Source organism: Clostridium sp. CX1 (genome assembly GCF_025398335.1).
GTDB classification, from domain to species: Bacteria; Bacillota; Clostridia; order Clostridiales; family Clostridiaceae; genus Clostridium_AM; species Clostridium_AM tanneri.
In genome coordinates, this window is record NZ_JAODOO010000007.1 from 152,247 (window position 1) to 166,312 (window position 14,066).

Annotated in this window: 16 protein-coding genes; 1 reads left to right on the top strand and 15 read right to left on the bottom strand. The window is 29.3% G+C overall.

Going from position 1 to position 14,066, the window contains the following annotated elements; all coding sequences use genetic code 11:
* Window positions 1-131: 131 nt before the first annotated feature.
* The 8 genes from N4T77_RS10005 to N4T77_RS10040 form a co-directional block, all read right to left on the bottom strand.
* A complete protein-coding gene (locus tag N4T77_RS10005) occupies window positions 132-1,106 on the bottom strand; it encodes a TIM barrel protein (RefSeq protein ID WP_261671646.1) in 975 nt (324 codons plus the stop codon).
* Between the two features lie 97 nt (window positions 1,107-1,203).
* Entirely contained in the window at window positions 1,204-1,863 is a 660-nt protein-coding gene (locus N4T77_RS10010) for an ABC-2 transporter permease (RefSeq protein WP_261671647.1), read from the bottom strand.
* On the bottom strand, window positions 1,856-2,722 hold the full coding sequence (locus N4T77_RS10015) for an ABC transporter ATP-binding protein (RefSeq protein ID WP_261671648.1): 867 nt from the start codon (window positions 2,720-2,722) through the stop codon (window positions 1,856-1,858). Before N4T77_RS10015 ends, N4T77_RS10010 begins: the two co-directional genes overlap by 8 nt.
* A 3-nt stretch (window positions 2,723-2,725) precedes the next feature.
* On the bottom strand, window positions 2,726-3,100 hold the full coding sequence (locus tag N4T77_RS10020) for a GntR family transcriptional regulator (protein WP_261671649.1): 375 nt from the start codon (window positions 3,098-3,100) through the stop codon (window positions 2,726-2,728).
* 224 nt (window positions 3,101-3,324) lie between these two features.
* Window positions 3,325-4,131: a DUF368 domain-containing protein gene (locus N4T77_RS10025; protein ID WP_261671650.1), complete on the bottom strand. Its 807-nt coding sequence runs from the start codon at window positions 4,129-4,131 to the stop codon at window positions 3,325-3,327.
* A gap of 176 nt (window positions 4,132-4,307) precedes the next feature.
* On the bottom strand, window positions 4,308-5,093 hold the full coding sequence (locus tag N4T77_RS10030; RefSeq protein ID WP_261671651.1) for a hypothetical protein: 786 nt from the start codon (window positions 5,091-5,093) through the stop codon (window positions 4,308-4,310).
* 112 nt (window positions 5,094-5,205) lie between these two features.
* The gene (locus tag N4T77_RS10035) at window positions 5,206-5,829 is read right to left on the bottom strand and encodes a permease prefix domain 1-containing protein (RefSeq protein WP_261671652.1); all 624 of its coding nucleotides are present in this window, start codon (window positions 5,827-5,829) and stop codon (window positions 5,206-5,208) included.
* A complete protein-coding gene (locus tag N4T77_RS10040) occupies window positions 5,822-6,166 on the bottom strand; it encodes a PadR family transcriptional regulator (protein WP_261671653.1) in 345 nt (114 codons plus the stop codon). Before N4T77_RS10040 ends, N4T77_RS10035 begins: the two co-directional genes overlap by 8 nt.
* 556 nt (window positions 6,167-6,722) lie before the next feature.
* Between N4T77_RS10040 and N4T77_RS10045 the strand changes: the two genes are divergently transcribed.
* Window positions 6,723-6,923 carry a helix-turn-helix transcriptional regulator gene (locus N4T77_RS10045; RefSeq protein ID WP_261671654.1) on the top strand — a complete coding sequence of 67 codons (201 nt, stop codon included), beginning with the start codon at window positions 6,723-6,725 and terminating at the stop codon, window positions 6,921-6,923.
* 941 nt (window positions 6,924-7,864) lie between these two features.
* On the opposite strand, the gene N4T77_RS10050 is transcribed toward N4T77_RS10045, so the two are convergent.
* The 7 genes from N4T77_RS10050 to N4T77_RS10080 form a co-directional block, all read right to left on the bottom strand.
* Window positions 7,865-8,359: a flavin reductase family protein gene (locus N4T77_RS10050; RefSeq protein WP_261671655.1), complete on the bottom strand. Its 495-nt coding sequence runs from the start codon at window positions 8,357-8,359 to the stop codon at window positions 7,865-7,867.
* Between the two features lie 28 nt (window positions 8,360-8,387).
* Window positions 8,388-9,158: a histidinol phosphate phosphatase gene (locus N4T77_RS10055; RefSeq protein WP_261671656.1), complete on the bottom strand. Its 771-nt coding sequence runs from the start codon at window positions 9,156-9,158 to the stop codon at window positions 8,388-8,390.
* A 14-nt stretch (window positions 9,159-9,172) separates the two neighbouring features.
* Window positions 9,173-10,078, bottom strand: a complete 906-nt coding sequence (locus tag N4T77_RS10060; protein ID WP_261671657.1) for an AEC family transporter — start codon at window positions 10,076-10,078, stop codon at window positions 9,173-9,175.
* A 240-nt stretch (window positions 10,079-10,318) separates the two neighbouring features.
* Window positions 10,319-10,927 (bottom strand): hypothetical protein, encoded by a 609-nt coding sequence (locus N4T77_RS10065; RefSeq protein WP_261671658.1) that lies wholly within the window; start codon window positions 10,925-10,927, stop codon window positions 10,319-10,321.
* 220 nt (window positions 10,928-11,147) lie between these two features.
* A complete protein-coding gene (locus tag N4T77_RS10070) occupies window positions 11,148-12,548 on the bottom strand; it encodes a HAMP domain-containing sensor histidine kinase (protein WP_261671659.1) in 1,401 nt (466 codons plus the stop codon).
* A gap of 85 nt (window positions 12,549-12,633) precedes the next feature.
* A complete protein-coding gene (locus tag N4T77_RS10075; RefSeq protein WP_261671661.1) occupies window positions 12,634-13,335 on the bottom strand; it encodes a response regulator transcription factor in 702 nt (233 codons plus the stop codon).
* Window positions 13,281-13,949, bottom strand: a complete 669-nt coding sequence (locus N4T77_RS10080) for a phosphatase PAP2 family protein (RefSeq protein ID WP_261671662.1) — start codon at window positions 13,947-13,949, stop codon at window positions 13,281-13,283. Before N4T77_RS10080 ends, N4T77_RS10075 begins: the two co-directional genes overlap by 55 nt.
* Between the last annotated feature and the right edge of the window lie 117 nt (window positions 13,950-14,066).

Genomic DNA, 14,066 nt, shown 5'->3' on the forward strand with positions numbered 1-14,066 from the left:
TAAAGATAAGCGCTGTGTTAACTAACATTATTGTGAACATGGATAAAAAGAAAAATCAATCCATACCTTACCACATGGATTGATTTTTTGCTTTATCTTTCTTAACCTTTTAATAGTTGTTTAAGCTCTTTTTAAAGATTCCAGGTTTTATCTTGAGTTTCTATATATTCTTCAAGTTGTTCCATAGAATTTGCTATAAGTTCATATACAAGATACTGAGGATTTATAAATTCAATAAGTTTCTTTACATATTTATCAGTGAAAGGTCTATGGGGATCTATTCTAAAAACATGCATAAATAATTCATCACTTATTGGGTTTAAAGAAAATTCTTTATCTTTTTTCTCACTTTTCTCTATCTGATACCTTACATAGTCTCCTGACAATGAACAACTAAGATGTATACCATTTATTAATTTTTTTAACTCTCCAAGATTCCTTACAGAGTTTATTATATATTCCACTGCTTCTTTTTCATCTTTAAGATACAAATTTGTATTCATTAGATGTGATGTATCAAGCATAAAACCTTTATTTTTATATTGAACTTTGTCTAACAATTCAAGTGCAATTTTTTTGTCAAGCATAGTAAATCCAGGCCACCACATATTTTCAAACAAAAGTTTTACATTTGTGTTTATACCATTAAACACCTCATTTATTAAGTCAATACTTGCATGTACCACCTCATTATCTGAATATGTAAATTTGTAGTCATAAGTATGTTCAGTTTCTACATGAGCTACGTGAAATACCACATACTCTGCACCAACTTTAGTGGCAGTTTCAATTTCTTTCCTATAGTGATGTATCATAACTTCCCTGCTATTACCTAAATAGTACTGTTTAACCATATCCTTTGTTTTAAATTGGTTTAAAAGCTCCTTTTTATTACCATTCCAGAAATCCAACCATGTAGGGTAATACTTTAAGTGTACTCCTCTAACTATTTTTTTAGGAAGAATACTTTCTTCCCAGGTAACTGGATTTAAAAGTTCAACACCATCCATCTTATGCTTTTCTAAAAAGTCCGTTATTTGCTTACTATCAAAATTAAATTTCTCAAGATCATAATCATATGTGGAAAGGTTTATAAGCTTCAACATTTATACTATCCCCATTTCCCTATTTTCTTTTTTTCTATTTAAAATTGTATACCTGTTTCTAAGCTATATCAACATCTTTTAAACTTTCTCATTCAGGCTAAAATTCTCTATTCTTATAAAGAATAATAGATACTCCGTAAGAAACTAAAGCTAGTATAAATACAATTACAATAAAAAAGAGTAATATTTGAATATCTGACCCATTATATAAAAAATCTAATAGTAACCCTGATGTCCCAATAATTTTATTATTCTTTAGGTATCCAGCTAGCGACGCTGCTCCGAAGAAAAATAGGAAAAACAAAATGAAACTAAACATTTTAGATTTAATATAACCTAATTTAAAAAACAAAGGTAAATTAATACTACTTAATAATATTACAGAAACCATACTACTAATAATATCCACAGTTGTAACAGTGTTAAGTTGAATAGGCAGCATAGTTAATTTAATCAATAAAATTGATATAAAATAAAAACCTATCCCAATAGTTAAGTATAAAAGCACCGAAACATATTTTGCAGTAACTATATCCTCTCTTTTTATAGGTAAACTATTTAGCATAATCTCAGACTTATTTTTATCATCATATGCCAAGGAAGTATTAAGTAATAGGTAAACTATCGCTACTACTGATCCAACAAAGCCTACATTTCCCATACCTTGAAAAGTAAATATAAAAAATATAGTATACACTAAAGAAATTAATATAGTCTTTTTTTGCACTAAAATATCTTTTATAATTAAATTAATCATTTAAACTCCTCCTTGTAGAATACAACATAATATCCTCTAGTGTTGGTTTTTCAACAATTACATTATCTTTAAATAGAGTTTTAATACTATTCCTGTCTCTCAATAAACCTTCAAAGCCAAAGCTGTTTTCTTTAATACCGATAAAATTCTGTTTAACAGCTTCATTTAGAAGTTTTTTATCCCCCTTTATAATAGTATAACTATCTAAAAGTTCATCCTTAGCAGTAGAAAATAAAACCTCTCCATTATGAAGTAAAGTGATATAATCAGCAGTTTTATCTAAGTCCGATGTTATATGAGTTGAGAAAAAGACTCCTTTGTTTTCATCCTGTATTAAAAAGGATAATATATCCAAAAGTTCACCTCTTACTAGCGGGTCCAAGCCTGATGTTGGTTCATCCATTATGAGAAGCTCTGCTCCATGTGAAAGAGCAACTGCCAAGGAAAACTTCATTTTCATTCCTTTGGACAAATCCTTTATTTTCTTTTTAGGAGAAAGTTCAAAATTTTTTATATGCTTATCAAAAGCGTCTTTATCCCAAAATTTATATAGTGGAGCAATGACATTTTTCATTTCGCTTATAGTCAGTTCTTCATAAAAATAATTTTCATCGTATACAAAACCTATCTTATTTTTGATTTCTTTTTCATTTTTAATATTATCTAATCCAAAGACTTTAATTTCACCGCTATCCTTTTTTAATAAATTCATTATTAACTTAATAGTAGTGCTTTTGCCAGCACCGTTAGGTCCTATAAATCCCATTATAAATCCTCTCGGTAGAGAAAAACTTACATTTTTCAAAGAAAAGTCCTTAAAAGACTTATTTAGATTTTTAACTTCTAGAATCGAATTCACTTCCTATACCTCCTCGTAAAAAAGTTTAAGCATTTCCTGAAGCTCTTGTAATGTTAAGTTTATACTTTGTGCCGCATTAACAGCTTCCATTAGCTTTTCTTCCACAATCTTTATCCTGCTTTCCCTAAGCAGCTCCTTGTTTTGAGCTGAAACATAGCTTCCTTTACCTGGAACTGTTACTATAAAGCCTTCTCTCTCTAGCTCGTCATAAGCTCTTTTAGTAGTGATAACACTAATTTGCAACTCCTTTGCTAAGTTCCTAATTGACGGAAGTGTCTCCGCTTCCTCTAATTCACCCTTTAAAATATATTGCTTAATTTGAGTTACAATTTGACTATATATGGGCTCCTGTGATGAATTAGAAATAATTATATTCATTTATTTTAATCACCTCTTATTCTGCAAATACTGTATATATACATTATATACAGTATTAACAACCATGTAAATATAAAAATTAAATTATTTTAGTTTTTTAACCTGGTAGTATAAACATATTGATGACAAATAGAATAAGGTTTTTCTAAATAAAAAAAGATTTAGTATAGAAAATTCTCATAAACTTCTATACTAAATCCTTTTTATATGGCTTTGTAAGCTTTTTAATTAATCTCTTTTTTTCCTAACCAATATATTAATATAAAGCCAAGTACAAAGACTGCAGTTGACAGTATAATATGGATTCCATGAGGAATACCTGGAAATACAGGTATTAAAGAACCTACTACAAAGCCTATAATTAGCATATAAGTTTTGCCGGGATGTCTTTGCATTAGTTTTTCTAAGGTTCTTACAGTGGCTAAGGTACCTATAACTATTCCAATCCCCAATGGAATTAGAAATCTTATATTAAAAGTATTTATGGAACTTAATGTAATATCATATAGTCCCAAAGTTAAAAGCATAAAGGAGGCACTTATACCTGGTAAAATTAATGCTACTGCAATAATTATTCCAGCAATCAGAAGAAAAATTATACTTTTCATTCCTTCTGCTGCAGCTAAAGCAGCAATTCCCTCAGGCTCTGCAGACATTAAAAGACTAACTCCCAAACCTACTAGTAAAAACATCAAATCTTTATTATTCCTTTTTACTGAAATAGATTTCTTATATAATAGAGGTAAACTACCAAGAATCACCCCTATAAAGAAAAATCTCATCACAAAGGGATATTTACTAAGAGCACTCTCTATTAGTCTGCTGAAAAGTAGAATACCGATAGCCCCACCTAATGCTATTTGTGCTAAAAAAACAAAATGTTTTTTCCAATCCTTAAAGAAAGAACTGATAGAATTAATAAGTTCGTCGTAGACTCCCAATACTATGGACATAGTTCCCCCGCTGACTCCTGGAACTAGCGTCGCCACAGCAATTGCCATTCCCTTAAAAAAATTAATTAATTTTTTCAATTTATCCTCCTATAATAAACACTATATTTTCATCCTTTGTATAGATAATTATATATACAAAGATTTATGTTTATACAGGAATTATAAATTTCAAGTGCCTTTCTGTAAACCTATAGAGAATACTTTTAACCTTAAGTTCAAACTTAAGACAAATTGTTTAAAAATTTTTTACACTTTTATTTGTCTTCAATTAGCTTATCTACAGCAAAATCCACAATTCTTTCACTAGTCTTTAATAATTTCTGACTTTGTTTCTTAACCATATGCCCTGTTCCTTTTATTGTTGTAACAAGAACATTTCTCTTATAATTTTCGCCAAACTCCTTTATTTGATTTTCTGTAGCTCCTAGCTTTCTAGCTTGTTCTAATGCTCTTTCATAAGTCCATTTGTCCTTATCTAGAGCACTTTCTATAGATCCTCCAACTAATTCTGATGTAATATCGATAGTGCTTCCTATTGGGTCAATAGGTGCTTTTATTCCATTTATAATTACAAAAGCTTTTTTATAAAACCTTAAAGATTCTGCTAATTCAAGCCAGCATTCAATCTTTTCAGGGTTAACTTTTATGCATTTTTTTGCTTTTTCTATCTCAGATAGCCCTTCTGCCAGGTCATTTACTACAGTAGCTATAGGAATTTCTTGAAATTCCTTTTGGACTTTCTGTATAACATTTAGATTTTTATTGTCTTTTTTCCTTTGTAATATGGAGTGTTTAACTTCCTCTTTTAATTCTGACCTTACTTTATTTCTTTTTCTCTCTTCCTCATTTTTTTCTTTCTTAAGCTTTTTTTCAAGATTTTCTTTTTCAATTATTAAATGAGCGCCTTCTTTTTCATCCAAGTTTTCTAGTTTTTTATCTATACTTTTAATCTTACTTTCTGCTAACTTACCTTTAACATTTTCCTCAATAGAACTAGCTGCTAACTTTCCTAACTTTGTAAACTTATTTATTAATCCCATAAGGCCCTCTCTCCTATTTTTTAATATATATTCATATCTTCTAAACTATTGCACTTGTCTTTAGGTTAAGTAATATTGTAGCCTACTTTCTTCATCTTTTCCACTTTATGCTTTACTTATCATTATTTTTTCTTTTAATGTAATACATCCGTATAATTAAGGTTATTATGAAAGTACTACCTACTATAAAAGCCATGCTTTTCACCTTATGCTGAGGAAAGAAAATCCATACAAACCAGAAAGGTACACATATGACAAAATCACAAGCTATAAAAGCTAGTAATACTAGATCTAGTTTTTTAATAAAGTAATAATAATAGAAAGCTATGTCCCAAAGTGCTAGGGAAATTACAAATAATAAATATGAGCTGTTTTTTAACTGATTTTTTGTTAGTTCTAAACTAAAGTAATGAATACTTTCATTACTGAAAAATATACTTGCAACTTGAAAAAAGCATGCTGTAACGAAAACAGCAATCCCTGCTTTAACAAGCATTTTGGTAAATATATTACGACTTTTTAATACATTGCTCATCTCAGCTACTACATAATTTTCCTGGCCAAAACCTTCCAAGGCTCTGCTTATACTCTCTTCTTCGCTTAATCCTTGCCTTTTTAACTCTTCTACTTCCTCATACAGATGGTTTCTCATTTCTTCTTTTAATATTTTCGTATCTTTATCTAAATTATCAAAATTACCATAAATACTATCGATATATTCATCAATTTTATTCATCTAACATAACCTCCATAAAATTATTTAATAATGATTTTAGAAGCTTCCATTCTTTTACCTTGTCTGTTAAATATCTTTTTCCCTCCTCAGTAATTCTATAATATCTTCTTCTTCCTCCTCCAGTACCTTCCTCATCATTCCAGTATCCTTCTAGATAACTCTTTTTTTCTAACCGTTTTAAGGATACATACAGAGTAGCTTCCTTTATCTCAAACTCTTCTTTTGATTTTTCTCTTATTCTTTTAGCAATTTCATATCCGTACATATCATTGTTTTGTAAAACACTTAATACCATTGTATCAATATATCCCTTCAGTATCTCTTTATCAAATTGCAATACTTTCACCTCCTTAATAAAACTATTACATTATACATACTACTTTATATTATTAAGTACAATTATACTATATAATATTGGAGATTACTATATTATGTGACATAGTGGTAACTTATTTTTAATACTCTCCTCAATAGAACTAACTGCCATCTTTCCTTACCCTGAAAATTATATTTTTTACACGCATTATACAATTTACAAGCTTGAACTTATTTAAATCTACTTGTCATTGAAATCAAATTAAAAACTTGGTAATATCATTAATTTATTTTACCTCTGAAAAAGCAATAATAGTTGTTATTATGGTATATGAAGATACTTGATTTATAACCAAGTTGTCCAATATAAGTTTACCAATTATTAAATCAAAGTGTAGCTAAATGAATAATGGCAGTTTATTGCGACACAAAAGTTTTGTGCACTGAAAAATGGTGTGTAGATAGCGATATATATCTGTTTTTAGTTCATTCAAAAGTTTTATGTAGACTTGTACTTTTTACGATATATGTAAAGCCAACTTGACATATGCTTAACTTTACAAACGGAGGAAATAAATGTGAAGAATAAGTTGGAAGAAATAAGGAAAGTACGAGGTATAAATCAAGAAGAACTGGCAAATATCTTAGAAGTATCTAGACAAACAATCAGCTCTTTAGAAAACGGAAGATATAATCCATCTATTATATTAGCATTTAAAATTGCTCGATATTTTAATCTTAGTATCGAAGAAATATTTATTTATGAGGAGGATGAATAATATGAAGAAAAATAAAAAGGAATGTGCATTATTAGTTGTAGGAATACTAATTTTTGGGATGTGATTAATTGGATTTTCATATAAAAAAAACTGGCTTTTAGCAATCGGTGTAGGCATTGGAATAATGACATTGTCATCAGTCATTAGTAGAATACTTACAAGTTATTCCTTGAGAGATGATATGTAACTGTAAAAGAAACATGAAATTCTTAATAATGATGAAAGAAATCAATTTATTCTATACAAATCAAGTTATCGAGTCTATCAACTAATGACACCAATTTTAGGGGTTATTGGTTTTTCCTTAGGATTAATGGGAGTGGAAATATGGATAGTATGCATTCCTGTAGGAATATTGCTTTTGGAAGCAATTTTAATAGTTATGTTTCACTCAAAATATAATAAAGAGTATTAAAGTGTTATATACTGGAGAATAATATGTAAGATGAAAATTAGAGATTTTGAATTATGTAAGTTTCCCAAACAATAAGAATCATAATTTTGTTGAAGACTTTTTATTTAATCAAATTTAGCAATACTAATTATAGAAACTTGTCAAACTCATGCCTCCCATTCTTATTTCTATGATTTAACGCCTAAATATTACATTATATTACTTCTATTTTAATCTATTAGTTATGCTGTGGCATAAATTTTATGTGTGATGACAGACACAACAAAGTCTTTGTATACACTAAAAACAGGTGTGTAGATAGGGGTATACTGTGTAGAAAGCTTCGAATGAGGGTTAGAAGGTCTTATGCTGGCGATTTCGAAAATGTTAACTCAAACTCAGCTTTCGAAGAAAGCATTGAGTTTGAGTTCATTTTCGAAGTTGAGCCAGCATTAGATCTTCTTCCCGAAGTGAGGGCTTTTGAGCAGTATACCTCTATCAAACGCACCGGTGTTCAGTGCACCCAAGCTTTTGTGTCGCATCATACTTATTCTTCGTAGCAGTCTATTATTTCTCCAAAATAGATTGTATGATAATCTTTAGTTCCATAAGAATTGTTATCCACAGCTTCATCTAAAAGATTTGGAGTCATTGGCTGCTTATACACTACTTTACATTCGAAATGAACTTTTGAACCTTTGATAACAGGAGTTGAAAGACTTCTTCCTTCTTCAAGCTTCAAATTAGCTTCTTTAATTTTATTCATGTCTCTTCCAGACTTTGTTCCGCATAATGCTAGTTCTTTTTTCATACTATCATCAAGAGGTATGCTTACAGTAAATTCCCCTGCCTTTTCAAGAAGATTGTATGTATGTCTTGACTTTCTAACTAATGCAGTAAACATAGGCTTACCCCAAATAAATCCAATACTTCCCCAACTTATAGTCATTGTATTAACTTCGTCACCAACCTTTGTAGTTAGAAAAGCCCCTTTCTTGTGTAAGAATTCCATATTTTTTTCTAAGTTTTTAGTAAAGTCCATATTTGTTCCCTCCAAAGTCTAACTATATTTATATTTTATCATATTGCTTTTTTCTATCTTTAAAATATACTACTCTTAAGTCACAAAAGTCTACTATTTCTTTAGCAACACTAAAGTTACCGCCTATTGCTAGTGAATTATGAGCATCAGAACCTAAGGTTATCTCTCTGCCTCCAAGCTCCCTAAATCTTTTATATATAGGTATAAGATTCTTTGCTACCTTTATATCATCAAGTCTTCTGGTATTAAGTTCCATACATTTTTCTTTTTCAATAATTGTTTTTAGTATTTTATCTATTATTTCTGAAAACTCTTCATAGTATATTTCTCTATCCTCAAACTTTGAATATCTTGCAATATAATCTATGTGTCCCATGCTATCGATAAAATCAAATTCATTTACTGCTTTAAGCATTGCATTAAAATAACTTTTGTAAGCTTCCTTTTTACTAACGCCTTCATAATATTTAGGATAGTAAATATCTAAGTTGTTAACTAAGTGTATTGAGCCTAGTACATAGTCAAAAGGATAGTTTTCTATTAACTCTTTACTTTCATAGACACAATCATCTTTCATCCCTATTTCAATTCCTAGTAATAGCCTATCATTTCTGTATTTAGCATATTGATTAAAATAGTCCTCTGCATCGAAACAGAATAATCCTTCCTTTGGAAATTTTAAATCCATGTGTTCCGTTATTATTAGTGAAATATCTTTATCCTTCGCTAATTTGATAGCATCTTCTAATTCCATTTTTGAATCTGTGGAAATTTTAGTATGAACATGGGTATCAAACATATTCCTTCACTCCTTTAAATAAACATAACCACTATAGGTATTGTGATCATTGATATTACAGTTGTTATAAACACACTTCTTGATGCAAGTGCTGTATCTGCTCCATATCTTTCTGCAAATATTGATCCTAGCACTGCTGCCGGCATTGCTTCAATAACTACACTTACCTGCAACAGCAATCTGTCTGCATTAAGCAATTTTAGAATAAAAAGAGTAAGAAACGGTACCACCATAAGTCTTAAAAAGGAAGCATAATATACTAAGGTTCCTTTAAAAACCTCCTTAAACTTAACTTCTGCAAGCATTGCACCTACAATAACCATAGAAAGAGGTGTAGTCATTGAACCTACAACGCTGAGTGTGGTATATAATGGATAAGGTAACTTTATTTGAAAAATAAACATTAAAAAACCTAGTACCGTTGCAATTATGCCTGGATGTACTAAAACACTTTTTAATGTCTTTAAGTCCTTTTTACCTGTATAAATCATAACGCCAGCACTTAACATAAATATATTAAAAGGTATATTATAAATTGCTCCATAGAAAATCCCTATTTTTCCAAAGAGACCTTCCAAAACTGGATATCCCATAAAACCGCAATTTGAAAAGATTGTTACAAACCTTAAAACCTTCTGAGAATTCTCTGGATATTTAAAAGCTAGGATTTTGCTTACAAATATTAGAATTACATGAATAAGTATAGAATATATAAAAATAGTTCTAGCGTTTACAATCATGTTCTCTGAGTAGTTAAAGTTAAATGAAGATATAAGTAAAAAAGGAAGTGTTATATTCATAAGTAGGTCCGAGAGACTTTTTCTAGTTTCTCCAGTTATTATATTTCTTTTCCTTGCATATACTCCAACCATCATTACTAATGATAATATTATTACTTGATTTATTACATTGTTATTCAAAATATCTCCCCCAAAATTAGTGTCCACTAAGATTTTACACTTTTATGCTAGAAAAATAAAGGATTTGTTTTATAAGTTTTTTATATCTTGTTATGCAGAAAATCATATAGGGAAGATCATTACTTCATATGCAATAGTGATTTTAAAAATAGTATATAAGACCCCCGAGGCGGAAAACAGATATATTTATATCTGTTAAACCTTTTTACTACCTCAGGGGACCATCTGCTATTTTATATACTAAACATTTTCTATATCGGGATACATGCAAGCATCTGCAGCACTAGAAACTAAATCGGCAATTCTCTGAGTAGTTTCTTTAGCATTATCTTTAAATAAACCTAATAATAATTCCTTATTTTCAGAAAGAAACTGATAAATATTTAGAGTAATGTAATCTCTAATACGAAGATACATATAGTCTTCTTGTAAAGCTCTAATCTTTTCTTTTGAATCTGGTATAGCATTATATCTCTCAATAAACTGCAGATAATCCTTATTTATACTTTTTCCATCTTTAAATATAATTTTACCGTTAACTACAGCAGTTTCACATTCATTTTCTATTTCAACAATGACTTTGTTAATTTCATCTACCTCTGGAATTTGACCTTTTATCCCCCATTGACAAATTGTGTCCAATTCTCTATTCCACAATCTTTTAAGATAAAGAAGTTCTGATTTTAATACATTAATATATTCTTCTTCAGTTTTAATGTTTTCTGCCTTCCCCCTTAAAATATTATAGATACTTTCATACCAATAATTTTTCGAACTAAATATTGGTTTTGTAGAAATCTCTACAAGTTCTAATATTAAAGTATTCTTATCTTTAATACTACTCTCCATGATTAACCCTCCCCTGCTTGTCCTCTTGAATAATATAATATTTGTTAAAAATTAAACATAACACAAGTTAAATTTATTACACACACTAAATTATACCACAATTTTATATTTTTAACTTGTTATTTTCTTTCAAATCTTTCACTTTATCCTAAATACTAGCAGTTGCATAGTTTCTATTCAAGGTTAAAATAAGGCTAAAGTTTGTTTATCTCTAGCCCTTTCATAGTTTAAATCTAATATTAAAACTTATATATCCATTGTTATAGTTTACGTCAATTTCGCCTCCTTGAAGCTCTACAATATTTTTTGCTATAGCAAGTCCTAAACCACTTCCTCCTGTATCTGTAGATCTAGATTTCTCTACTCTATAAAATCTATCAAATATCTTTTCCAAATCCTCTTCAGTTATGTTGTCACAGTTATTCTGCACTTTTACTAGAGCAAATTGTTCTTCCTTATAAAGAACTACCTTAACTTTTCCTGGCTTCAAGCTATACCTTATAGCATTCATTAACAAGTTTTCGAATACTCTCATAGTTTTATTTGGATCTACACTAACAATCACTTTTTCCTCTACAAACTCTTTAGATATAGTCACATTGTTTTCTTCACTAATAGGAACTAATTCATCTATAAGCTGCTCTAATAATCCATTTAAAGCTATATTTTGTTTTTCTAAACTAACTCCATTATTAGCAATTTTAGTATATTCAAATAAGTCATTAATTAGAACTTCAAGCTTTTCTGACTTACTGTAGGCTATATTTACATATTGCTCTAACTGAGAATCCTGTGAATACTTTTTATCTTTAATTAGTGATAAATATCCTTTAATTGAGGTTAAAGGTGTTCTCAAATCATGAGATACATTAGTTATTAATTCACTTTTGGCCCTTTCTGATTTTCTTTCACTTTCTATCTTATTTTTAAGCTCTTCTGCCATAAAATTAATATTATTTGCTAAAGAAGCAAGTTCATCATTTCCATACTTTTTAATTCTATAGTCTAAATTACCTTTGGATATTTCTAAAAGCCCCTTAGATACCACCTCTATGTATTTCATCTTTTTATTTGTTATAAAGTAAAAGGATGATAAAAAAGTAACTAGTATTGCTACTGTGCCTGGCAAATTATTATTATTTTTATCATAAACTATCTCTCCCTGCGGCATTCCGCTTACTATTAAATATCCCCTTGCATCTGTAAAGTTCACAGGGTAAAAGCTTACATATTCTTTATTTCTATACACAGCTGAATTGTTTCCATATTCAGAATCTCTAACCGTCTCCATTGCATTTTTTATTGTACTATATATGTCTATCTGCGTTTCATTTGAATTAGCTGATTTGTATAAAACTTTTCCATCTAAGTCTGATATTATTACTTTAAAATTCTCAGATTGTATTGAATGCTGCAAAGTCTGTTGTACCTTCTCCTTATCATTTACACTTACTTTTCCTTCTCTTAAGGTATTAGCGATATAACTTGCCTGTTCTGATATCCTTCGTACGCCTGTAGTGTAATCGATTCTAGCGTTTCTTCCTTGAAAAGAATCACTTACTATACTTCCCACCAATATAGAAGCTAGTAAACATATTCCAAACACTAAAACTAATTCCATTCTTATACTTTTACTAACTTTACTTAAAATCAGTGTATACAATTTCCTACCGGGACTAAAAAGCTTCTTTATTATTTTGGGAACCCTAATTTTCAATTTTATATCCAACTCCCCACACAGTTTTTATAAATCTAGGTTTTCTTGGATTATCCTCTACTTTTTCTCTTATTTTTCTTATATGAACCATTACCGTATTATCCGATTGAAAAAACTCTTCCTTCCATACCATTTCATATATTTTTTCTATACTAAAAACTATACCTTTGTTTCTAGCAAGTAATAATAATATATCAAACTCTCTAGGCGTTAACTTTATTTCTCTACTACCTTTTTTAACCTCATGAGTATCTATGTTTATTAAAAGGTCATCTACTTCAATCACAGCCTCATTTCTTTCTAGTGCCGCTGATGAGTTTAGTCTTTTATACCTCCTAAGCTGAGACTTTACCCTAGCTATAAGTTCTAAAGGATTAAAAGGTTTAGTAACATAGTCATCTGCTCCTGTGGTAAGACCCATAATCTTATCAATGTCCTCACTCTTGGCGGAAAGCATAATAATTGGCATATTCTTATCTTTTCTAATTTGCATGCAGGCTTCCATTCCATCCATATTAGGCATCATAATATCTAATATTATTAAGTCTACATTTTCTTTTTCCAAGGAATTTAAAGCTTCTATTCCATTTCCTGCTTTTAAAACCCTATAATCATCATTTGCTAAGTATATTCCTATTAAATCTCTAATTTCTTTTTCGTCATCCACGACCAAAATTGTTTCTTTTTCCATACTAAACACCTCTTTATAGTCAAATTGTCAATAGTTCTATATATTCCATCAGTTAGCAATATTGCTGAAAATATATCTAAAATAACATGTTGTTTAACAAATTCAGTTGATAAAATTATAAGTATAGCTGTTAAATAAATGGTTAACTTAATAGTTAATTTGCTACAGCTGCTTTTTCTTACCCCTCTTATCATAGCATAACTGGTTAAAACATGTATACTTGGAAAACAATTAAAAGGATTATCTGTTTTATATACAAATTTTACAACTTCCGTAAGAGAATCATTTTCAGTAAGTATAGGCCTTGGAACAGTTGTCTGGAAGAAAAAGTATACTAAATAACTTAAAAGCATACCTATAATTATGGTACTTATAGCTTTATAATAAGTTTCTCTATAGTAAATGCATAAATATATTAGGGTAAGTATTATAAAGGGATACCATATTAAATAGGGTATTATAAATGCTTTTATAAAAGGTATGCTTCTATCTAAATCCGTTACGAGGCTGTGTGTTCCTCTCCTAGGATTATTTATATAACCGTAAAAAATATTCACCAACGGTATTAATAGCATTAGCATTAATGGAAATATGTTATCTTTTAACCTCTTCATTTCACAATCACCCTTTCTTATGGATTATCCTCATGTTTCTAAAATCTATATGTAAAATTATAAGATGTCCATCTTAATTAATTGATATACAAAATCTTAATTATTTCTTAAAAATAT

Coding starts and splice junctions, on each gene's coding strand:
- N4T77_RS10050 (WP_261671655.1), bottom strand. CDS start 8,359: ATGGACTTTACTAAAAACTTAGAAAAAAATATGGAATTCTTACACAAG.
- N4T77_RS10055 (WP_261671656.1), bottom strand. CDS start 9,158: ATGTTTGATACCCATGTTCATACTAAAATTTCCACAGATTCAAAAATG.
- N4T77_RS10020 (WP_261671649.1), bottom strand. CDS start 3,100: ATGAATATAATTATTTCTAATTCATCACAGGAGCCCATATATAGTCAA.
- N4T77_RS10075 (WP_261671661.1), bottom strand. CDS start 13,335: ATGGAAAAAGAAACAATTTTGGTCGTGGATGACGAAAAAGAAATTAGA.
- N4T77_RS10065 (WP_261671658.1), bottom strand. CDS start 10,927: ATGGAGAGTAGTATTAAAGATAAGAATACTTTAATATTAGAACTTGTA.
- N4T77_RS10010 (WP_261671647.1), bottom strand. CDS start 1,863: ATGATTAATTTAATTATAAAAGATATTTTAGTGCAAAAAAAGACTATA.
- N4T77_RS10030 (WP_261671651.1), bottom strand. CDS start 5,093: ATGGGATTAATAAATAAGTTTACAAAGTTAGGAAAGTTAGCAGCTAGT.
- N4T77_RS10035 (WP_261671652.1), bottom strand. CDS start 5,829: ATGAATAAAATTGATGAATATATCGATAGTATTTATGGTAATTTTGAT.
- N4T77_RS10070 (WP_261671659.1), bottom strand. CDS start 12,548: ATGGAATTAGTTTTAGTGTTTGGAATATGTTTACTAGCTTCTATATTG.
- N4T77_RS10005 (WP_261671646.1), bottom strand. CDS start 1,106: ATGTTGAAGCTTATAAACCTTTCCACATATGATTATGATCTTGAGAAA.
- N4T77_RS10080 (WP_261671662.1), bottom strand. CDS start 13,949: ATGAAGAGGTTAAAAGATAACATATTTCCATTAATGCTAATGCTATTA.